Origin of the sequence: Butyrivibrio proteoclasticus B316, from assembly GCF_000145035.1 — a bacterium.
In the GTDB taxonomy this organism is placed as follows: domain Bacteria; phylum Bacillota; class Clostridia; order Lachnospirales; family Lachnospiraceae; genus Butyrivibrio; species Butyrivibrio proteoclasticus.
The window spans coordinates 893611-915034 of record NC_014387.1; the positions used below are offsets into that span (position 1 = coordinate 893611).

Genomic DNA, 21424 nt, shown 5'->3' on the forward strand with positions numbered 1-21424 from the left:
TTCGCAATTTTTATAACTACTAATTGCGCACGATATATATTATTGGTATACTTCTTTTTGGTGATATCACTTCTGCCGGCGCTGTGATATTGCTTAAACTGACAACTAAGTATTGTAGAAGGGGTATATTATGTTCAAGAAAAAGAGTGTTTTGGTTTCGACGTTATTAGTAGTAGCAATGTCTTTTAACATGATCTCATTCAATTCTTTTGCTGAAGAAGCGCCTGATGAGGAGTCTGAAGTAACATACGTGCTGCCAGAAGCGCCCGAAGAAGAGACGGAAGTTTTCCCTGAAGAGCCTGTTGTAGCAGAAGAATCTGCAGATCCCGGATACAAGGTTACATTTGCTCTCCTTGAAGATTGGGGAGATGGATACAATGCAGGTGTTACTATCGAGAATACGAGCGATAGGGTTATCGAAGACTGGAAACTGAGCATGGCCTATGACGCTCCAGATTTTACAACAATCTGGAACGGCGTTGTAGAAAGCCATGAAAACGGCGTGTTTGTTATTAATAACTGCGGCTGGAATCAGGATATTCCGGTTGGCGGATCTGTATTCTTTGGATTCAGCGTTGGTGCAGCTTTTAATGGCGAACCCACTGATTTTAAAAACCTGAATGCCAAGACAGATACGCAAGAAGAAGACTACACAGTCACTTATGAAGTTATAGCAGACTGGGGGGCAGGCTTCACAGGCCAGGTAACTATCACGAACAATACTGACAAGACTATTGAGGACTGGGGACTTGAATTTGATTTTGCCAATGAAATCACACAGATATGGAACGGCATTATCGAACAGCACGAGAACGGAAGATATGTTATAAAGAATGCAGTTTACAATCAGAATATTCCGGCAGGAGAATCTGTATCTTTCGGATTCAACGTAGTTGCTCCCTGGGATAATCCCGATGTTACAGTAGATTCCTCCGCGCAGATAAATGACTATGTGCTGACCAAGTATTCAGAAGAGGCTGAAGCACTTATTCTCGCAATCTATGGACGTGTTATACATGCTGTAAACGGATCTTCAATTGAAGGTGCTGTTGTAAGGCTTCGTGAAGGTAAAGACAATCAGGAAGGTGACTTCATTGCAGAAGCAGTCTCAACTGAAAATGGAGATGTACAGTTTGCTGTAAAGGAAGGAGATTACACTGCAGAAGTATCAATCGATGGTTTCATTACCGGATACTTTAACGTTACCGCAGTGGAGCAGGAATCAATAGAACCTGTAATAATGGCTATTTCACCGGTGCTTCCTGAAGGACAGTACAGAATAGTACTCACATGGAATCCTACTCCCAAAGATCTGGATTCGCATCTGGATATTTATGGGGAGGATGGTGGAAAGGTCGCCAGCGTTTTCTACAGTAAGAAAAAACTTAGCAGCAACGGCGAAGTTGTAGCAACTTTAGATGTTGATAATACCCGCGGATTAGGACCGGAAACTATAACTATAGATATCGACAACGAATATTTTAAAGGAAAAACGCTTAAGTATGTTGCCTATAACTACAGCCGCACCCCTGTGATAACAGAATCAGGAGCAACCGTCAACGTATACAAGGGAAGCGTTCTTGTGGACACATTTGAAGTTCCTACAAGCGGCAGCGGTAATGCATGGTATGTATTTGATATTGACGCAGATGGGGTTCATGAAGTGAACGAATTGATTCAATACAGTTACAGTAATACATAAGACTTTAAGGTGGCTGTCGCACTAATGCGACAGCCACTTTTTGTCTTAGGCATTGAGATATTTATCGCCTTTGCTGTCTTTATTTTTTATGACACTGCCATTAATGCGAAAACTGTAGCGAAAAACCACTAGGTAATTGTACATAATATACAGTTATTTTTATGAATATTTGTAAATTATTAAAATATTACAAAAAATGTTACAAATTTCGCAATAAATGTGAAACAACGCGCAATTTATGGGAAGTGCAACCGTAACATTATTGCTATGATGATGTTGCTCGAGCGAAAAAACGAATATGGAAAGGGGTCAAGTATGAAAAAACGTTTAGCGGTAGCACTTTGCCTGATGCTGTTTGGGGGAGCGGTAATCGGAAATAGTGTTGACGTACAGGCGGCTAGTGTAGTAAATGGCAGCTATGTAAAAGCTGACAATGAGAACAACCCGCTTGTAACACAGAACTACGGCGCAGACCCGGGAGTACTTGTGTATAATGACACTGTTTACGTTTACACAACAAACGACACTCAGGAGTTTGCAGGCAACAACGAAAACACTTATGGTAAGATCAACACACTTAATTGCTACTCATCCAAGGATATGGTCAACTGGACAGACCATGGCAGTTTCAAGATCGCTGGAAGTAGCGGTGCAGCAAAATGGGCATCCAATTCATGGGCACCATGTATTGCAACCAAGAAGATCAATGGTAAAGACAAGTTTTTCCTTTATTTTGCCAACAATGGCGGCGGAATCGGTGTTTTGACAGCAGATTCACCTACAGGACCTTGGTCAGATCCTATAGGAAGAGCACTTGTAAACGGCAGCACACCTGGAGCAAGTGGAGTTGTATGGATGTTTGATCCTGCAGTACTTGTTGATTCAGACGGTACAGGCTATCTTTACTTTGGCGGCGGTGTTCCTAACGGACAGGCTGCACATCCCAAGACAGCTCGAGTTATCAAACTTGGCAGCAACATGATCTCTACATCAGGTTCTGCTGTAACAATTGATGCACCTTATCTTTTTGAGGATTCAGGCATCAACAAGATTGGAAATACCTATTACTATTCATACTGTTCTAACTGGAATTGCGCAAACGGCTTTAATAACGCAGCTATAGAATATATGACAAGCTCAAGCCCTATGGGACCTTTCACATATCAGGGCGAGATCATGAAGAACCCCGGAGTATTCTTCTCAGGTTCTACAGGCAATAACCACCACATGATCTTTGAGTTCAAGGGCAGCTACTACATGGCTTATCACACAAGATCTGTTGAGTCTAAGGTTATCGGTAAGAGCCTTGGCTACAGAACAACACAGATCGATAAGATCAATGTATCAGGCGGCAGGATTAGCTCACTTACACCTTCAATGTCAGGTGTTTCACAGCTTTCATATGTAAATCCTTATGAGGCTGTTCAGGCTGAGACAATGTTTACACAGAGCGGAATCGGTGTTCAGGGTAACGGCGATGGTGTTGCCTGGGTAAACAACATTTCAAATGGCGATTACACCAAGGTTAAGGGTGTTAATTTCTCCAATGGACTTGGATCTATCACTGTTAATGTTAACAGCAGAGGTTCAGGAACAGTTCAGGTTAGAGAGAATAGCCCAAGCGGAAACCTCCTTGGAACGATCAATCTTTCTAATACAAATGGTAAAAATGCTGATTTCACAGGCACAATGAAGAATGTTTCAGGTGTCAAGAATATCTGCTTTGTATTCAACGGAAACTTTGAGTTTGATTACTGGAAGGCTCAGGCTCCAGGAGAGGCAGCAGGCGGAAATCAGGGCGGCAATGAGAATCAGGGCAATACAGGAAATCAGGGCGGCAACCAGGGTAACACAGGCAACCAGTCAAGCGACAATAAGGTTGAATGTGAGAACATGACCAGAAGTGGTCAGTATGCAGGCGTTATCAGCAGCCCATTCAATGGTGTGGCTCTTTATGCTAACAACGATACTGTAAGCTTTGATCAGTATTTTGCTTATGATACACACAACGTAACACTTCGCGGATGCTCTAACAACAGCAACATGGCCAAGGTTGTTCTCAAGATAGGTGGAGAAGAAAAGGGAACATTCTATTATGGCGATGAGTACCCTGCAGAGTACACAATAGAGAGCGTTAAGCACGGAACCGGTGTTCAGACTGTAGAACTTACAATTACATCAGATGATGGAACATGGGATGCATATGTTGATTACCTCACATGGGGCAATGGATCAGGATCATCTCAGGGTAACACAGGCAACCAGGGTGGAAACCAGGGTAACACAGGAAATCAGGGCGGCAATCAGGGCAACACAGGAAATCAGGGACAGGTTGTAGAAGCCAACCTCCGCAATACCTATGGTGCTCAGTATGGCTACTCAGGAACATGTATCAACCTTTACCAGCTCAGAGATGCCGGACAGCTTAACTTCCTCAAGACACATTACAACAGCATCACTCTTGAGAATGAGATGAAGCCTGATGCACTTCTTGGCGGCTCTGCAAGACTTATTTCTGTAAATGATGCTAAGAGCAGAGGATATTACATCCCTGACGGATACAGCGAGCAGTATGTTCCACAGATCAACTTCAATACAGTTGATGAAGTTATGAAGATCTGCTATCAGAACGGCCTTAAGATGAGAGCTCATACACTTGTATGGCATTCACAGACACCTAGCTGGTTCTTTAGAAACGGCTATTCAGGAAATGGCGGATTTGTAAACCAGTCTACAATGGACAAGCGTCTTGAGATGTATGTCAAGACAGTTATGAACCATGTTTACAACAGCCAGTATGGCTCTGTAGTATATGCATGGGACGTAGCAAACGAAGTTATTCATGCAAACAACTCAGGTTGGGAAGCTGTTTACGGCAACAACAGAACAAATGCAACTTATGTTAAAAAAGCTTTCAACTATGCGTATGATTGCCTTGAGTACTTCAAACTTACAGATTCAGTTAAGCTCTTTTACAATGATTACAATACATACATGGAAGTTAACAATGTGATCAAGCTTGTTAACTACATCAACCAGGGTAAAAAAGTTTGCGCAGGTGTTGGTATGCAGTCTCACCTCGGAACAGGCTTCCCTTCAGTTGATTATTACACAACAGCACTTAGATCATTCTTAAATGCTGGATTTGAAGTTCAGATCACAGAGATGGATATCACCAACAAGGGTGACAGCGATATGGCAACATATGCTTACAATCTCTTCAAGAACATCAACAGCCTCAAGAAGAATGGTGGCAAGATCACAAGTATCACATGGTGGGGACTTTCAGATCAGACAACATGGATTAGCAACTCAGCTCCACTTCTGTTCTCAAGACCTGGCACACCTAAGCAGGCTTATAACAAGGTAATCCAGGCTTATACAGAGACCTTTGGTCAGCCTACAGCAGGCGGCGGATCAAATACACCAGAGATCAATCCTGATCCTTCAGGAAATCAGGGTGGAAACCAGGGCGGATCACAGGAACAGACACCTGTTGTAAATGAGAATTCAACTGCACGTATTGAAGATGGCTGGTACTATATCAAGGGTGTTCAGTCTCAGAAGTACCTCACAGTTGAGGGCAACAAGGCAGATGGTTGGAACAGTGTTATTATCAGTTCAGGATCAGGTGTAGATGGCCAGAAGTGGTATGTTTCAAACGTATCTGATGGCTACATCACTCTTACCAGCAAGCTTGGAAATATCATGATGGACGTAGCTAATGGTGAGGATACTGATGGTGCTAATGTTGGTACATATCAGGGATATGGCGGAGATGCTCAGCAGTTTATAGTTAAGAACACTGCTAATTCCGGATATTACACAATTGGAACTAAGGCTTCAGGAGCAAGCAAGTATCTTGATTGCTACGAGAAGAAGACAGATGATGGCACAAACGTAGTTCAGTGGACATACAATGGAAATCCTAACCAGCAGTGGCAGTTTGAGAAGGTTAAGGATGAGACAGCTCAGCCTGGCGAAGGTGGAAACACAGGAAGTGGCGAGCAGACAGATCCAAGCCAGGGTTCAGGCGAACAGGGTCAGACAGATCCAGGCCAGGGCGGACAGCAGGAAGATCCTAATCAGGGTCAGACAGATCCTACTCCTGTAGGAACAGGGCTCGAGCTTACATATTCAATCAATAGCTGGGGCTCAGGCTATCAGGTTAGCTACAAGATCACAAACAGCACAGGCAATGCTGTTAACACATGGACTCTTAAGATTGCCAAGGATCAGCTCAATATTGATTCCAGCTGGAATGTAAATGTTAAGACAGATGGCAATTACTATGTGATCACACCTGTAGACTGGAACAGCTACATTGCAAATGGCCAGAGTATCGAATTTGGTTCTCTTGGCGTAGGACAGGTAGGTAATTCTTTCGAGTATACACTTAACTGATTGAAGAATCAGAACTAAAAGTATTTAAATCAAGGGATACTGAGGTTAAATATCAGAATTAAAGATATTTAGTTAGAGGTATTAGATTTAAAAACTTAGATTAGTACATCAGTATTAAAAACATTAGAAATAAGGCATAATTTACGGGCCGATGCGGTTATGACTGCATCGGCCCTTTATAACGTTATTGTATATTGTGGCTTGTATAGTGTTTCTGAACCTTGTTTTGCCCGAAAAAGATATTTTTTTAGAATCGGGTAAAAGACAAAAGAAGACAATAGAAGAAATCATAGATACACCAGCAAAAGAGATACCGCATTAGCGCAGATATGAGCTATCACAGGGACTGAGAATCGGCGGTAAACAGCGTAGCTATATGTAATAACAAGTCCCATTATGACTGCATATACGCCTTGAACCAGATTTCCATGGTATATTCCAAATAAAAGAGCTGTAGCCCAAACAGCAATATGAGCTTGCTTTGTAAGTTGGGAGAGGTGACTAAAAATTAAACTATAACTATTGTCGTCGAATTCTTTTCTTTCTCGATATCCGTCCACACTATCTTCAGATTCAACTGATGGTGACACGGACTCAACGTATAGAAAATCCATAAATGTATCTGTTTTCATAAGAATTTCAGGAATAGTAAAGCGATTTCTGTAGCGTTTAGGATCTTTAACCAGTAAAAGGACGAACAATATAAGATTGAATAGGACATATCTAAAGATAGCTTCCTCGAATAACGGTGAAACAAAGCAGTATTCCATCAAAGCATCAACAAGTGTTTTGTGCCCGTAAAACTGATGCTCTGCTATTTCACGATAAGAAGCGTTATCAGTAAGACCAAGCTGGTTAAAAAGAAATGTCAAAATCAGCGTACAGCCAATGCTGATCAGTATAACTTCTATGTAATTTATGATTGAAACTTTCCTCATTTTAGTCAGACCTTTTCGTTTGTGTGCCCAATGAACCTACATATTAACTGAGCCCAGAATACAATATCCGGATAATTCTAGATACACTATATAATACTATCATCTTACACCCAAATCAGCATGATTAAACAGCTATGACATCTTATACCCCAATATGCATGGTTATACACCTATGACTTCTTGCGGGCAAAAGCGGAAGTAATCCGCAAAAATCCTGCTTCAAAAGAAATATCGGGTATCGAGAGTTACTATTCAGACAAAAATGCGCACTATACTGCGCATTTCGTGAGATAATGATTCAGTAACTATAGAGAAATAACATGTGTATAACATGTGTACTGACATATCAATAACATGCTATAATGTAAGCACTTATGTACAAGGAGGAAATTGTAATGGCACAGAACCCAATAGTAACAATAACAATGGAAAATGGAGATGTTATCAAGGCTGAGCTCTATCCTGAGATTGCGCCAAACACAGTTAACAACTTCATTTCTCTTATCAATAAGAATTTCTATGATGGTCTTATTTTCCATCGCGTTATAAACGGATTCATGCTTCAGGGTGGAGATCCTGAGGGAACTGGAATGGGAGGCCCTGGCTATGATATCAAGGGTGAGTTCTCTTCAAACGGATTCAAGAATGATCTTAAGCACACAGAGGGTGTTCTTTCTATGGCAAGATCAATGATGCCTGATTCAGCAGGTTCACAGTTCTTTATCATGCACAAGAAGGCTCCACACCTTGATGGTGACTACGCTGCATTTGGTAAGGTTACAGAGGGAATGGAAATAGTTAATAAAATAGCTGAAGTTGACACTGACTGGAACGATCGCCCTGTAACACCTCAGGTTATGAAGACAGTTACTGTAGAAACATTCGGTGTTGATTATCCGGAACCTGAGAAGGCTTGATCAGTTTTATAACGCATGCCGTTTTGTCGTAAGACATTTTACGGCATGCGCTTTTTGTTTGCGCGCCATGGGCGCGCTCTAACGAGGAAATTTCTCCGAAATTCCTAAACATTTATGGGAGAAAAGAGCTTATGGCACAAATAAATGATCCAATGATCATTAACAAGACTAGAATAAAGAACCGTCTTACAATGGCGCCAACTGTTAAGTTTGACTATGCAGGAGCGGATGGTAAGGTTACGAGGAAACATATAGATCATTATAGAGAGAGGGCAGAGCACGGATGCGGCCTTATCTGTGTTGAGGCAACTGCTGTAACTCCTGATGGAAGATTTGGTAAGATTCATTTGGGATTATGGAATGACGAGCAGATAGAAGGCCACAAGGCTATCACTGAGGCCTGTCATGATAATGGAGCTGCGGTAATGATCCAGCTTAATCACACAGGAATAACGTCCAATCCTGAATGCGGAGAGGCAATAGGACCTTCAAGAGTTCCTGTAAGGGATGGAAGCTCTTTTTCAAAAGAAATGACAGTAGATGAAATCCATAAGATGCAAGACGCCTTTGTTGATGCCGCAATTAGGGCTCAGAAGGCAGGCTATTATGGAATCCAGCTTCATGGTTGCCACGGATATCTGATAAATCAGTTTATTTCTAAAAAGACAAACCTTAGAAATGATGAGTATGGTGGAAGCATCACAAACAGAGCAAGATTTGCTGTAGAAATAATTCACAGGATAAGAGAGGCATGTGGTGAAGATTTCCTTATTTCTATCAGAACAGCAGGAATAGAGCCTGATGTGAAAACTGCAATCGAAATTGCAGAAGAATATGTTAAGGCGGGCTGCGATTATCTCCAGGTTTCAACTGGTATAGAATGGGATGATCCATCACTTAAGGAAGATGATTCCAAGCCATATAATAACATTTGTGAACTTGGCATAAGATTCCATGATCATTTCAAGGGACGAGTTCCTGTATCCTGTGTTAATGGGATATATGAGCCTGAACTAGCCAAATATCTCGTTGAAAATGACCTTGTAGATACAGTTGATCTTGGAAAAGCCATTCTTGCTGATCCGGCGTTTTGTGAAGCAGTATTAGAGGGACGTGAGTATGTGAAATGCCTGCAGTGTCCTAGATGCCAGTACGGACCTGGCATGCCACACAAGTGCCCGGCTGAGATGAAAAGAATAGGTCTATTATAGATCTGACAGATGGAGCAGATTATGTATTCTAGAATTATCTTATGTATTGATGATCATGAAGATGAGACCATTAAGAAGCAGGTTGCCATGCTAAGCGAGAGGCATCATGCAGCTGTAGAGACAGCAGATGCTGATAGAGCCTTTGATATCATCACAGATGGTAAGACTGATATCCTGTTTATTTGTGATGATGAGGAATTGTTATCGAAGGCTAAGGCCAAAGGAATAGCTACAAATACCCCTTCTAAGATGAAAGAGTCCTATGCCAAAGCAATGGAGATGCTGAAAGCATTAGGAAAAGGCGGAAAGTAAATAATGATAAAGAGATTCAGGCTTTGCTTTTATGGAATGGTGCAGGGAGTGGGATTCAGATACACTGCCATGCATGCAGCAAATATGTACAGGCTCACAGGATATGTAAAAAATGAATATGATGGGTCGGTAACCTGTGAAGTCCAGGGGGATGAAGATGCTATTGACAGGTTTGTGGCTACTATCCGTAATGGGAGATTTATCGACATATCAAGTATAGACAGGACAACAATGGAAATCATAGCTGATGAACGTTCTTTTGAAGTAAGGTATTGAGTGGCACAGAGCCACTTAATACCGTTCTGCATGTCTCATAACACTGCTCCTTGGAATTACATAAGGATCAAGTGTCTCAGGATCCTCAATTATAGAGCATTCGAGCCCGTAAATCTGTCTCATAAGATCAGTTGTTATGATATCTCTGGGAGCACCTTCTGCTATAAGTTTTCCACCTTTCATGGCAAAAATGTGATCTGCATATCTTATAGATAAGTTGATATCGTGCAGGATTGCAACTATCGTTGTCTTCTTATATTCGTTTAATTTCTCAAGGCAATCAAGAATCTCAACCTGATAAGCAATATCGAGATAGGTCGTTGGCTCATCAAGCAGCAGAATATCTGTATCCTGAGCAAGCACAAGAGCTATCCATACTCTCTGACGCTGGCCTCCGGAGAGAGAATCCACCGGCTTATCGGCCAGATCCATAATGCCCATAGCTTCCATAGCCGCAGAAATAGCTTCATAATCAGCCTTGGAGAGCTGACCAAGGAAATTCTGATATGGAAATCTTCCCCTTGATACCAGGTCAGCAACTGTAATACCGCTGGGAACAAGCGGTGACTGAGGGAGAAGTCCAATCTGTCTTGCGAGGCGGAGAGTAGGAATTTCGTAAATGGATTTGCCATCTAAGAGTACATTTCCTTGCTGCGGCCTTAAAAGTTTTGCAAAGCTCTTTAAAAGAGTTGATTTTCCACAGCCGTTAGGACCAATTATTACACTGAATTTCCCTTCAGGAATATCTATATTCAGGCCATTTATGATCGATCTGTCATCATAACCAACAGTCATGTTCTGTCCGGAAAATTTCATTATATCTTATCCCCCTTCCTGTTAAGACGAAGTAATAAAAATAGTAAATAAGGCGCACCAAGGATTCCGGTAATGACGCCTACGGGATATTTGGTGCTGAAAAGGTTTTTGGAAGCAAGCTCTGCTGCGTAAACCAGAGCTGTGCCCACAAGACCTGATATCAACATGGCATTTTTGCCATTTCTTGTTATGCCCACAGCAATTGGACCAGATAAAAAAGCTATAGATGCAATCGGCCCTGTAGCAGAAGTAGCAACAGCAGATAAAACAAGTGCGCATACCATGCAGCAGATCCTCACAAGGTTGATCGGAGAACCAAGCGTACTTGCAAACTCATCTCCAAGCTGCATGATCCTGAGGTATCTGTTACATACAAACATCAGTCCGCCGCACATAACAGTTGTGATCGCAACAGCCGGAATGTCAGAAAGAGTCACAGAGTTAAGACTTCCGCGAAGCCATCTGAGGGCAGTTCCAACGTCATATTCAGAACCTACGAGCAGCATCCAGGATATAAGAGCATTTAGAACAGCCTGCATACCAATCCCAATCAGGATCATCTTGGTTCCAAAGCCGTTTCCCTTTCCCGATAACAGGAATATTATTGCTGTCACTGCAAGCCCCGCTATAACAGAGAAAAAAGAGGCCAAAGCGCCGCTTACTCCGATGATAAGAATGCAGAAAACAGCGGCAGCAGAAGAACCGGAGGTGATACCTATTATGTCGGGACTTGCCAGAGGATTACGCAAGAGACTCTGGAAAGTATAGCCTGCAATTCCAAAAGAAAAACCTGCAAGCCCGCCTACAATCAGCCTTGGAAGCCTTAATGAAATGATAGTGTAAGAGGCTTTTGAAGACTGATCTATAAAAAGGGCTTTCACAACCTGAGAAATAGAATAATTGGTATTACCTATCGTCATCATCAGTATTCCCAGGACTGTTATTACAAACAGTAACGTCAGAGTACAGATGAGGTTACGATGATATGATTTTCTATATATTTTTTTTAGTGTACTTTCGGTATTATACATATCTGATCTTTTCTTGAATTTTAAATGTGTATCAATATGAATATTGCTCATATTTACGCTATCTTTTTACATACCTTTAGCCTTACTTCTTGCTACAATCCAGATAAAAATAGGAGCTCCGAGAATTGCAGTAATTATGCCGACTTCCAGTTCACCGGGACGCCCCAGAACTCTTCCAATCACGTCAGATATCACCAGAAGCCCAGCCCCGCCAACAGCAGAAAAAGGAATTATAAGCCTCATATCATTATCAAGGAGCTGCCTTACAAGATGGGGGAGCATCAGCCCTACAAAGCCGACAGGTCCCGCAATTGCTGTAACGACAGCACACAGCATGACACCCGCCAGTGCAGAAAGAGCCCTTACAAGGCCTACATTAACTCCGAGAGAAACTGCCATTTCATCCCCAAGTGCCATAGCATTTAAGGATGATGCAAGAATTAGAGCCATGATTATTCCTATGATCACAAAAGGAAGTACGAGCCTGATATCATCACAGGTGGCACCGCCTATACTGCCAATCTGCCAGAATCTGAATTCTTTCATTACCTGAGAATCAGGCAGCATTATGGTGTTGACTAAAGCTCCGAGGGCAGTACTGACTGCGGCTCCTGAGAGAGCAAGCTTAAGTGAATTGGCACCGCCAAATCCATAGGAAGCAATTCCATAGACGAAAAGAGCTGTCAGTATTGCGCCTACAAAAGACAGGCCAATTAACCCAAGCCCTGAACTAATATTGAGGTAAGCAATTCCAATCACCACCATAAGAGAAGCCCCTGTATTGACACCAAGAATACTAGGATCTGCCACAGGGTTTCTGGTTATTGCCTGCATCAGGGCACCGGATACCCCAAGCGCAGAACCAGCCAAAACACCAAAGACTGTTCTTGGTATTCTGGCGGCTATAACTGCAGCCTCAAAGGAATCGCTACCGGAATTAAAAAGGTAGCCAAGAACATCCCCAAAGGGGATGCTCTTGCTGCCATAAGCTACTGAGCTAAGCAGCGCTACTACCACGATAACTATTTCCAAAACTGCGAATATTAAGATTTTTGATTTACTGTATTTTTGCTGCGGCATCATTTAACGCTTTCAGATAATCATCAATGCAATATGGTATAGACAGAACAGTTGGTGTGCTTGCAGCTGCAAGTACATCGTTTGAGTCAAGAAGTACAAAAGCTCCGTTATTAACAGCAGGAATCTTGGAGAATCTTCCATCCTTCTGCATAGCTTCTACAAGTGACTCCTGACCGTAAGTGATGATGATATCAACATCATCAAGGAGATCTGCATTCTCAGCACTTACAGTTATAGAAAAAGCTGTATCATCTTCGATGAGATTAGTTACACTTTCCGATGTAACAAGGCCAAGGTCTCCAAGGAAAGCGGCTCTTGGATCATTGTTAGTATAAATATAGAAAGTTCCAAGATCATCTTCGCTGAGCCAGAAGAAACCAACTTTTTTACCCTCAAGATCAGGGTACTCGGAAAGCTTCTCTGCGATAAGTTCCTCAGTCTCTGCTACAAGAGTTCTGCCTTCGTCTTCAAGACCAAGAGCAGAAGCGTCGTTAATTGTCTCATCCTGCCAGGTTGTTGACCAGGCAATCTCAGGATATGCTACAACAGGAGCAATCTCTGAAAGTCTGTCATATTCTTCCTGGCTAAGTCCTGAATAAGCTGCGAGGATAACGTCGGGAGCGCAATCTGCGATCGCCTCATAGTCCCATCCGTCTGTATCGTCAAAAACATTTGGCTCTGCACCAAGCTCTGTGAAAGCATTAGCTGTCCATGCAAGAAGTCCGTTCTCATCGCGTGGTCCAAAGTTTGCCTCAGAGATTCCTACAGGAACAACTCCAAGAGCAAGAGGAACATCAGGGTTACCCCATGCGATAGCTACTACGTTTTCTGGCTTTTCAGAAATAACTGTTTCGCCGAGTGCGTGTTTAATTGTCATAGGAAAAGAAGCATTGCTGTTTGAAAGTGATGTGCTGTCTGCATTAGCTTCTGGAGCAGCGCTATCAGCTGTCTCATTTGTCACTTCAAGAGCAGATGATTCCTCATTTATATTGTCAGCATTATCGGCTGAGCCGCATGCTGTAACGCCTGCTGTAAGTGCAAGCGCAGTTAGTACTGATAATAATTTTCTTTTCATTATGTCTCTCCTCGTTTCATAAAATGCTAACTATTCGTTAGCGGAAACTAACAAGGATTGTTACACATTGCTAACAAGATGTCAAGCGTATTTTGTAAAATATTATTGCGCAAGGTGATATTTGCTGGAACGTATAGTGATATGAGCGTTACTGTTCAGACAGAAATGTGCACTATGCTGCACATTTCGTGAGAAAATGATTCATATGAGCAGGCAGAAATGCTTCATATGAATTATGTTAATCATGGAGGAATTCGTATATCATATATATTGGACTAGTGTACTGACTCGTTCATCTTAAATCAAATAATGCAGTATATGGATGTATCTACAAGGCAATTCAAAATTAAGGATTGATTAATAATTTCCTGACTATACTGTTTGCAAACGATACATAAAGAATGTGTTACTGCAGAAAACAAAGCTTATTCAGAAGAAAGCTCTTTTTCTAAAAATGAACAGTAACAGGAAAGGACACAAAAATGTTTTTCAGAATATTGCGAAATGATCTAAAGCGCAAGAAGATCATGAATACGGTACTCCTGCTTTTTGTGATACTCTCTGCGATGTTTGCAGCAAGTAGTGCCAACAATATGGTTTCGGTGTACGGAGGCATCGACTACTTTGCTGAGAAGGCCGGAATGTCTGACTATATAGTTCTGACCCTCAATGAAAACGGAAGCTGCCCGGCAGATGACGCCATAAAAAGAGCTAAATCAGTTACGGATACCAAGAAAGAGGACATCATATACCTTGCCTCCAAGAACCTTAAAAAAGACGGTAAAAAATATGTGGATTTTGAAAATACCGGACTTATAACTTCAATAGAGGAACGACAACTTAATTACTTTGATGCTAATGATGAAGTGATAGAGGAAATTCCTGAGGGCCACATCTATCTGGGAGGGCTTCTTGCCGATGAATCCAGAACAACTATTGGAGATAAGGTCAGCATCGAGATTGAAGGGATATCCAAAGATTTCATTATAGACGGATATATCAAGGATGCGCTCTTTGGTTCACCCTATATGGGAAATCCAAGAGTTCTGATGAACGGTCGTGATGCAGATGAATACATGGATAAAGATGAAGTAAGGCTTTTCCATACAGGCAGCATCTATTATATTTTCACAGATGACCTCAAGGCGCTCAAGCAGGAGCTGTCTGACATTCAGGGAGCACTTCTGTCAATAGATACGTCTGTTCTCAAGATGACCTTTATGCTTGATATGGTGACTGCAGGGCTTTTGATGGTAGTCAGCATATGCCTTATCCTTATTTCTTTTGCCATGCTGTCATTCACTATCAAATTCACGCAGGCTGAGGATTTCAGAGAAATTGGAGTTATGAAGGCAGTTGGACTAAAAGCCGGTGCCATAAGACGCCTTTATCTCATTAAATACCTGTTTTTAGCCTGCATCGGCGCTATAATAGGCTATTTTCTGAGCATTCCTTTTGGCGATTTTCTGCTTAAGAGCGTCAGCAAAAGACTTCTCCTTGGAAATGAGAACCATGTACTTATAGGGATTGTGAGCGCAATAGCAGTTGTGGCAATAATAGTTCTTTTTTGCTATGGATGCACAGGCAGCATCAGGAAAATGTCCCCAATTGATGCAGTGAGAAACGGGGAGACAGGAGAGAGATTCAGGAAAAAAGCTGTGATCACCCTCTCGAGGAGTAGGCTATCTTCCAATCTTTTCCTTGCACTCAACGACATTCTCAGTAAGCCCAGGCAGTATGTGAGCATGCTTGTGACATTTACAGTATGTCTTCTTTTAATAACCATGCTGGCTAATACGGCCAACACTCTGATGAGTGATAAACTTCTCTTCCTCATGGGAACGACTGACAGTGATGTTTTCATGGCTTCTACCGAGAGAATCATGGAAACCATGGGAAGCAGGGATGAAGATACGCTCAGGAACATCATAGAGGATATTGAGGATAAGCTAAAAGAAAATAAGATGCCTGGCAAAGTCCATGTGGAGCTCATGTACAACATTCCTGTCACGTTTGATAATGAAAAAATCCAGGTCATGATGCAGCAGTGTAAGGATACTCAAACCACCGAATATGTCTACAGCAGCGGAATGGCTCCTTTATATGAAAACGAAGTGGCATTTACAAGGCAGATACTAGATGACCTTGGCGCGGAAATTGGCGATAAGGTTACCATGGAGATAAATGGAGAGAAAAGAGAGTACCTCATAACAGCCACATTTTCCTCTTTTAACCAGATTGGAAAAGTCGGAAGGCTCCATCAGGATGTTCCTGTCAGGGAAATTGATGCTGTATCTGCCCATGCTTTTCAGATAGATTTCGACGATGATCCTACAGATGAAGTTATTGAGGAGAGGATTGAGAAGTTAAAAGATATTTTTGAAACACAGGAAATATTTGACAAGGCAGAGTATGTTGACGAATCAACAAGCTCAGCGTCAACTCTAAATTACGCCAAGAATCTGGTACTTGTAATGGCAATTATAATAGCATGTCTTGTTACAGTGCTGATGGAGAGATCCTTTATCAGCAAGGAAACGGGAGAGATAGCACTGATGAAAGCTATTGGCTTTAGGAACAGAGCGATATGTGCTCAGCACACCTTGAGATTTGCGTCTCTCATGGTCATAGCATCAGTAATCTCGGCTATAATGACAATTCCGTTTACAAGACTTGTCTGTGACAGGATATTTGCGATAATGGGCGCTATGTCCGGAATTGAGTACAAGATAGTTCCTGCAGAAGTTTTCATACTGTATCCTGCTATCCTGTCTATAGCGGTTGTGGCAGCAGCTTTTATTACATCCCTTTACGCCGGGACTGTTAGAGCAGATGCCCTTGGAAATATTGAGTAACAGATATCAGTAGAAATGTGAGCCATACATAGTAACAGATATCAGTAGAAATAGGATTCAAAAATAGGAGAAAGACATGAGCAAAGTTATAGATGTTAAGGATTTGTGCAAGACCTATGTAGTTAATAAAAAACAGAATAATGTTCTTAGGAATGTAAGTTTTTCCATAGAAGATGGTGAAATGGTAGGAATCATGGGCCCTTCGGGCTCAGGTAAGTCAACCCTTTTGTACACAGTCTCCGGAATGGACAGAATGACTGCAGGAAGTGTCTCTTTTGACGGAAAAGAGCTGTCTGACCTAAACGATAATGAGATGGCTGACGTAAGACTTGATGATATGGGATTTATATTTCAGCAGATGTATATGATGAAAAATCTCTCAATTCTCGATAATATAATATTACCGGCAGTTAAATCCCGCAAATGCAGGGAGAGCAGAAATGATACTGAGAAAAGAGGACGAGCTCTCATGAGAAAGCTTGGAATCGAGGAAACTGCTGATAATGATATCAATGAGGTTTCAGGTGGTCAGCTTCAGAGAGCCTGTATCTGCAGGAGCATGATCAATAATCCCAAGGTCATATTTGCAGATGAACCGACCGGAGCGCTCAACCGCACAGCTTCTGATGAAGTTATGGATGAGATGGTTGGCCTGAACAAGGAGGGCACAACGATCATGCTGGTCACACATGATGTCAAGGTTGCGAGCAGATGCTCGAGAGTACTGTATATCGTCGATGGAAACATTCAGGGAGAGTACAAACTGGGAAACTTTGAGGGCAAAGAAAACCTGAGGGACAGGGAGAGAATGCTCAATAACTGGTTACTAGAGATGGGCTGGTAAAAAAACTATGACAGATATCTTAGTGGTTGAAGATAATCAGGAACTAAGGGAAGTTCTTGTGGATTTCCTGAGAAATGAAGGTTACACCGTATCCGGAACAGGAGATGGTGACAAGGCCCTTGCACTGTATGAAAAATATGGTGCAAGGCTTCTTGTGCTTGATATAATGCTGCCCGGCGCAAGTGGCATGAGGATTCTTGATAAAGTCAGGGAAAAATCCAACACCCCGGTTATCATGGTGAGCGCCAAGCTGGGCAAAGATGATAAGCTCAGTGCCCTAATATCCGGTGCTGATGATTATATAGAAAAACCCTATGATATAGATATCCTCATAGCCAAGATCAAGGGCATATTTAAAAGGCGCCTTGCCATTGATGAAATTACAGATGGGAACATAACGCTTGACCTTGTCCATGAGCAGATAATAAAAGATGGCCAGGTTATTGAAGCTACCACCAAGGAATTTGAACTCTTAAAGCTCCTGATGGAGAACAAGGGGCATACTCTTGTGAAACATTATATTTTCAGCACGATCTGGGGCTCGGACTCAGAGTCGGAGGAACAGACTCTTACAGTTCATATCAGAAGGCTCAGGGAGAAGCTGGAAGATAATCCCAAAGTTCCTGTGAGGATCATAACCGTGTGGGGGAAGGGGTACCGCTACGAATAAGGACAATTCTACTAATAACATTACGATAAACTATCTTAAAATGGCCATATTCTTTGTAGTCATGTTGTTTCTGATCTCGGGAATAGCTTTGTTTTGGTCTGCAAATGAGGATAAAACCTCTGCAAATCTATACAAGATAGAGATTAACAGAGTTGAGAACGAACTTAAGAATGCAGATGATCCTGACTATATCCCTGATCTTTCAAGGTATGAAACTATCTCAGGAGTGCATAGATATGAACCCGAGGATGGTGATTCATTTTTTTCAACCGGAGACAGTTACCATATTTCAGATATTGATGGCAGACTTTACCGTATTGAGTATTCTGTTGATCTGTCCGGAGAAAGAAAAAAAGTCTATAAAGCGGCCATTATTTCTATAGGAGCGACTATTCTTTCGCTGATTTTTTTCCTGGTTTATTTCTACATTACAATCATCAGACATTTTAACCAAATTGCAGAATACCCTGGGCACCTATCCAAGGGAAACTTAACGCTCCCACTTTCCAAAGAGAAAAACGGAATATTTGGAGAGTTTTTATGGGGGCTTGATATGCTGAGAGAGAAGCTTGAAGAGGAAAAAAAGAAAAATCTGGAGCTTCAAAAGGAGAGAAATGTATTCCTGCTTTCTTTATCCCACGATATTAAAACCCCTGTTTCTGCGATCAAGCTGTACAGCGCAGCACTTAAAAAGAACCTCTACAAAGAAGAGAATAAGATACAGGAAGTTGGGGAAAAAATCGAGAAAAATGCCGGAGAGATTGAAGAGTATATTTCAAAGATAATCAAATCTTCGGATGAAGACTTCCTGGATCTACGGGTACAGGATCAGGAGTTTTATTTATCAGAAGCTATCTCTCCGATAAGAGATTACTATCAGGATAAGCTGGGACCTCTTGGAACAGAATTTAGTATTGACAGTTTTACGGATATTCTGCTTCGGGGCGACAGAGACAGATTTGTTGAAGCCCTGCAGAACATCATGGAAAATGCCATTAAATATGGTGATGGAGAGTATATCAGAATGTCTTTTTGTGATGAAGAGGATGCCAGACTTATTACTGTTACTAACAGCGGCTGCACTCTTAAAGAGAGCGAAATGGAGCGTATATTTGAGAGCTTCTACAGGGGTTCCAATGTTTCAGCAAGGCCCGGAAGCGGACTTGGGTTATACATAGCCAGAAAACTCATAAACAAGATGGGAGGAGAAATCTTTGCTTCGATAGATGGAGACCTGTTTAAGGTCACTATCGTCATGCACAAAGTCAACTACCACGCACCTAAAGGTACGTGGCTTGCGACTCCCCTGTAGTTCGTTTTAACAACTCCTACATTTTGTCGGTGGAACTTCCGTGGGGTCGCATCATGGGACGGTTGACACCGCCCCTTACGACAAAGATTTACTCTGCCATAACTGTATCAGGTACTTGACTATCTTCAAGATAATTGATTCCCATACGGTACAGATTCATAGCTCCAATGCGGTCATCGTTAGACTTATAGCCACAGTTCTTACAGGTGAACAGATGTATCTTCTTGTCACGGTTAGCTTTTTCAATGTGCCCACATACAGGACAGCACTGACTTGTATAGCAAGGATTAACCTTAATAACGATAGACTGATTCTGTTTAGCCTTGTAGGAGAGTTTCTGCTCAAGGTCATAGAAAGACCAAGAAACAGACACATAGCGGTCTTTGGCTCTGACACGCTCTGTAGCATTGCGAATGCCCGACAAATCTTCAAGGACAAAGAGTGTATGCTTCGGATTGTTCTCAACGAGTGCCTTTGATACTTGATGGTTTACATCCTGCATCCAACGGTTTTCTCGCTGACCGATAGCTTTGAGTCTACGTCTTGATGATGGTGTCTGACGCATTTGGAGTTCCTTACGAAGTTTGACATAGCTTGCACGTTTCTGCTTGATGGCTTTACCGCTTACAAAACCAGACTTGTGCTTACTATCATAAGTGGAAGCAACAAAGTTAATACCTCTGTCGATGCCAACAACATTACAGATATCGGAGATATTGCATTCCTCGATATCATAAGTAACGGGGATATGTAAAAAATACTTACCATGCTTGTTTACGAGTTTAGCTGTGCCAAACTTATAGATTGTATGGTCAAAATACTTAGACATACCTTCAGCAAAATAAGGAAGTTTCACACGACCATTCAGTGTATTAACCGAAAAACAACTTTGTGTAAGGGAATAATCCCTGTTCCATACAAGGTCATACTGTGGCTTCTTGAAAGATGGCTGAATCCACTCTTTCTGATTTTCAAGAATGGTCTTATATCTTGCAATGACAGTCTTAAATACGGACTGAGCCATCTGAGATTTAAGTCCAAACTCTTCTCGGAGTGTAGAATACAAAACCTTGTTAAGTGAGAACTGCTTTAGGTCGTGAGTACGGAACACATAGTCAGATACATAATTGCAGGCATCAGAATAAACAGACATGGTTTCATCAAGTAAAACCTTACTTTCTGTATTAACGGATATCTGTATTTTAGCCGTAACTGTCATTTGTTCCATAAGTTAACCTCGTTTTTATTTCACTAACCATATGATATAATAATTTTTAGTGAAATTCAATCATCTATAGGAGATTTTAGCATGGATAAATGGATTAAAGTATCAGATAAAATGCCAAATAGCGGAGAGTTGGTCTTGGCATATCATACCTATGATGCCCCATTCCATAGTGACCAACATATCATCATTTCCCGCTTTGAATATCAAGATTACTGGATGAATGGAACAATCACACACTGGATACTGTATCCTGCGCCTCCAGAGAAATAACGGTATGGATAACAGATATAATCGTCAAAATATACGATATCAGTAATTCCAAAAGGTACGGCATTATTGCTATGGAAACTGATAAAGACCATATACATTTTCTTATAAGCTACGATACTACGGACAGAGTTTGCGACATTGTAAAACTTATTAATCAGCAGACCACATACTATCTGTGGCAAAAATATCCAAACTTTCTGTCTAAGCAGTATTGAAAGAAGAGAATCTTTTGGTCTGACGGATACTTTGCTTGTAGCATAGGTGAAGTATCATCAGCCACCATACAGAAGTACATAGAAAGTCAAGGTCAATGGCTACGAATTTACAAGGCTCCTCCCACCGCCCAAGGGCAGTGGGAGGAGCCTACGACAACCGAAAGGATTTTATTTATGAATTAATTAAAAAAACAATGAATAATAAGTGAATAGAAAACGAAAAGTTTATTAGACCATTAGTTTTTGTGCAAATTTACGATTGCTAGGT

Annotated in this window: 17 protein-coding genes and 1 pseudogene; 12 read left to right on the forward strand and 6 right to left on the reverse strand. The window is 41.6% G+C overall.

What is annotated here, in order from left to right; translation table 11 throughout:
* The first annotated feature begins 130 nt into the window (after window positions 1–130).
* Window positions 131–1702, forward strand: a complete 1572-nt coding sequence (locus BPR_RS03770; RefSeq protein WP_013280135.1) for a cellulose binding domain-containing protein — start codon at window positions 131–133, stop codon at window positions 1700–1702.
* A gap of 315 nt (window positions 1703–2017) precedes the next feature.
* Window positions 2018–6106: an endo-1,4-beta-xylanase gene (locus BPR_RS21230; protein WP_052301789.1), complete on the forward strand. Its 4089-nt coding sequence runs from the start codon at window positions 2018–2020 to the stop codon at window positions 6104–6106.
* Between the two features lie 287 nt (window positions 6107–6393).
* On the opposite strand, the gene BPR_RS03785 is transcribed toward BPR_RS21230, so the two are convergent.
* On the reverse strand, window positions 6394–7044 hold the full coding sequence (locus tag BPR_RS03785; protein ID WP_013280137.1) for a CPBP family intramembrane glutamic endopeptidase: 651 nt from the start codon (window positions 7042–7044) through the stop codon (window positions 6394–6396).
* A 395-nt stretch (window positions 7045–7439) separates the two neighbouring features.
* Here BPR_RS03785 and BPR_RS03790 point away from each other — a divergent pair, with 395 nt between their 5' ends.
* The 4 genes from BPR_RS03790 to BPR_RS03805 all read left to right on the forward strand — a co-directional run bounded on the left by BPR_RS03790 (window position 7440) and on the right by BPR_RS03805 (window position 9760).
* Window positions 7440–7961 carry a peptidylprolyl isomerase gene (locus BPR_RS03790; protein ID WP_026662288.1) on the forward strand — a complete coding sequence of 174 codons (522 nt, stop codon included), beginning with the start codon at window positions 7440–7442 and terminating at the stop codon, window positions 7959–7961.
* Window positions 7962–8092: 131 nt separating this feature from the next.
* Complete coding sequence (locus BPR_RS03795) at window positions 8093–9172, forward strand: oxidoreductase (protein ID WP_013280139.1); 1080 nt, start codon at window positions 8093–8095, stop codon at window positions 9170–9172.
* Between the two features lie 21 nt (window positions 9173–9193).
* Window positions 9194–9484, forward strand: a complete 291-nt coding sequence (locus BPR_RS03800) for a hypothetical protein (protein ID WP_042256478.1) — start codon at window positions 9194–9196, stop codon at window positions 9482–9484.
* 3 nt (window positions 9485–9487) lie between these two features.
* Window positions 9488–9760, forward strand: coding sequence for an acylphosphatase (locus tag BPR_RS03805; protein WP_013280141.1), 273 nt, complete (start codon window positions 9488–9490; stop codon window positions 9758–9760).
* A 15-nt stretch (window positions 9761–9775) separates the two neighbouring features.
* Here the strand turns inward: BPR_RS03805 and BPR_RS03810 are convergent, their stop codons facing one another.
* From BPR_RS03810 to BPR_RS03825, 4 genes are all read right to left on the reverse strand, one after another.
* A complete protein-coding gene (locus BPR_RS03810) occupies window positions 9776–10576 on the reverse strand; it encodes an ABC transporter ATP-binding protein (RefSeq protein WP_013280142.1) in 801 nt (266 codons plus the stop codon).
* Window positions 10576–11607, reverse strand: a complete 1032-nt coding sequence (locus BPR_RS03815; RefSeq protein ID WP_042257554.1) for a FecCD family ABC transporter permease — start codon at window positions 11605–11607, stop codon at window positions 10576–10578. The genes BPR_RS03810 and BPR_RS03815 overlap by 1 nt, the downstream gene beginning before the upstream one ends.
* A gap of 66 nt (window positions 11608–11673) precedes the next feature.
* Complete coding sequence (locus BPR_RS03820; protein WP_330367338.1) at window positions 11674–12639, reverse strand: FecCD family ABC transporter permease; 966 nt, start codon at window positions 12637–12639, stop codon at window positions 11674–11676.
* A 25-nt stretch (window positions 12640–12664) separates the two neighbouring features.
* Window positions 12665–13762, reverse strand: a complete 1098-nt coding sequence (locus BPR_RS03825) for an ABC transporter substrate-binding protein (RefSeq protein ID WP_013280145.1) — start codon at window positions 13760–13762, stop codon at window positions 12665–12667.
* Between the two features lie 482 nt (window positions 13763–14244).
* Here BPR_RS03825 and BPR_RS03830 point away from each other — a divergent pair, with 482 nt between their 5' ends.
* The 4 genes from BPR_RS03830 (at window position 14245) to BPR_RS03845 (ending at window position 19443) form a co-directional block, all read left to right on the forward strand.
* A complete protein-coding gene (locus BPR_RS03830; RefSeq protein WP_013280146.1) occupies window positions 14245–16617 on the forward strand; it encodes an ABC transporter permease in 2373 nt (790 codons plus the stop codon).
* Between the two features lie 76 nt (window positions 16618–16693).
* Window positions 16694–17461 (forward strand): ABC transporter ATP-binding protein, encoded by a 768-nt coding sequence (locus tag BPR_RS03835; RefSeq protein ID WP_013280147.1) that lies wholly within the window; start codon window positions 16694–16696, stop codon window positions 17459–17461.
* 7 nt (window positions 17462–17468) lie between these two features.
* The gene (locus tag BPR_RS03840; RefSeq protein WP_013280148.1) at window positions 17469–18131 is read left to right on the forward strand and encodes a response regulator transcription factor; all 663 of its coding nucleotides are present in this window, start codon (window positions 17469–17471) and stop codon (window positions 18129–18131) included.
* A 40-nt stretch (window positions 18132–18171) separates the two neighbouring features.
* The gene (locus BPR_RS03845) at window positions 18172–19443 is read left to right on the forward strand and encodes a sensor histidine kinase (RefSeq protein WP_013280149.1); all 1272 of its coding nucleotides are present in this window, start codon (window positions 18172–18174) and stop codon (window positions 19441–19443) included.
* A gap of 88 nt (window positions 19444–19531) precedes the next feature.
* Here BPR_RS03845 and BPR_RS03850 read toward each other — a convergent pair whose 3' ends face one another.
* Entirely contained in the window at window positions 19532–20671 is a 1140-nt protein-coding gene (locus tag BPR_RS03850) for an RNA-guided endonuclease TnpB family protein (protein WP_013280150.1), read from the reverse strand.
* Between the two features lie 81 nt (window positions 20672–20752).
* On the opposite strand from BPR_RS03850, the gene BPR_RS03855 reads away from it, so the two are divergent.
* Window positions 20753–20941, forward strand: coding sequence for a DUF551 domain-containing protein (locus BPR_RS03855; protein WP_042256479.1), 189 nt, complete (start codon window positions 20753–20755; stop codon window positions 20939–20941).
* Window positions 20942–20955: 14 nt separating this feature from the next.
* Window positions 20956–21249, forward strand: a pseudogene (tnpA, locus tag BPR_RS21600) (IS200/IS605 family transposase); the annotation flags it as partial.
* Window positions 21250–21424 lie beyond the last annotated feature (175 nt).

What these genes read in the sequence shown, in the direction of transcription:
- BPR_RS03770 (WP_013280135.1), top strand. Translation starts at nt 131, where the DNA reads ATGTTCAAGAAAAAGAGTGTTTTGGTTTCGACGTTATTAGTAGTAGCA.
- BPR_RS21230 (WP_052301789.1), top strand. Translation starts at nt 2,018, where the DNA reads ATGAAAAAACGTTTAGCGGTAGCACTTTGCCTGATGCTGTTTGGGGGA.
- BPR_RS03785 (WP_013280137.1), bottom strand. Translation starts at nt 7,044, where the DNA reads ATGAGGAAAGTTTCAATCATAAATTACATAGAAGTTATACTGATCAGC.
- BPR_RS03790 (WP_026662288.1), top strand. Translation starts at nt 7,440, where the DNA reads ATGGCACAGAACCCAATAGTAACAATAACAATGGAAAATGGAGATGTT.
- BPR_RS03795 (WP_013280139.1), top strand. Translation starts at nt 8,093, where the DNA reads ATGGCACAAATAAATGATCCAATGATCATTAACAAGACTAGAATAAAG.
- BPR_RS03800 (WP_042256478.1), top strand. Translation starts at nt 9,194, where the DNA reads ATGTATTCTAGAATTATCTTATGTATTGATGATCATGAAGATGAGACC.
- BPR_RS03805 (WP_013280141.1), top strand. Translation starts at nt 9,488, where the DNA reads ATGATAAAGAGATTCAGGCTTTGCTTTTATGGAATGGTGCAGGGAGTG.
- BPR_RS03810 (WP_013280142.1), bottom strand. Translation starts at nt 10,576, where the DNA reads ATGAAATTTTCCGGACAGAACATGACTGTTGGTTATGATGACAGATCG.
- BPR_RS03815 (WP_042257554.1), bottom strand. Translation starts at nt 11,607, where the DNA reads ATGTATAATACCGAAAGTACACTAAAAAAAATATATAGAAAATCATAT.
- BPR_RS03825 (WP_013280145.1), bottom strand. Translation starts at nt 13,762, where the DNA reads ATGAAAAGAAAATTATTATCAGTACTAACTGCGCTTGCACTTACAGCA.
- BPR_RS03830 (WP_013280146.1), top strand. Translation starts at nt 14,245, where the DNA reads ATGTTTTTCAGAATATTGCGAAATGATCTAAAGCGCAAGAAGATCATG.
- BPR_RS03835 (WP_013280147.1), top strand. Translation starts at nt 16,694, where the DNA reads ATGAGCAAAGTTATAGATGTTAAGGATTTGTGCAAGACCTATGTAGTT.
- BPR_RS03840 (WP_013280148.1), top strand. Translation starts at nt 17,469, where the DNA reads ATGACAGATATCTTAGTGGTTGAAGATAATCAGGAACTAAGGGAAGTT.
- BPR_RS03845 (WP_013280149.1), top strand. Translation starts at nt 18,172, where the DNA reads ATGGCCATATTCTTTGTAGTCATGTTGTTTCTGATCTCGGGAATAGCT.
- BPR_RS03850 (WP_013280150.1), bottom strand. Translation starts at nt 20,671, where the DNA reads ATGGAACAAATGACAGTTACGGCTAAAATACAGATATCCGTTAATACA.
- BPR_RS03855 (WP_042256479.1), top strand. Translation starts at nt 20,753, where the DNA reads ATGGATAAATGGATTAAAGTATCAGATAAAATGCCAAATAGCGGAGAG.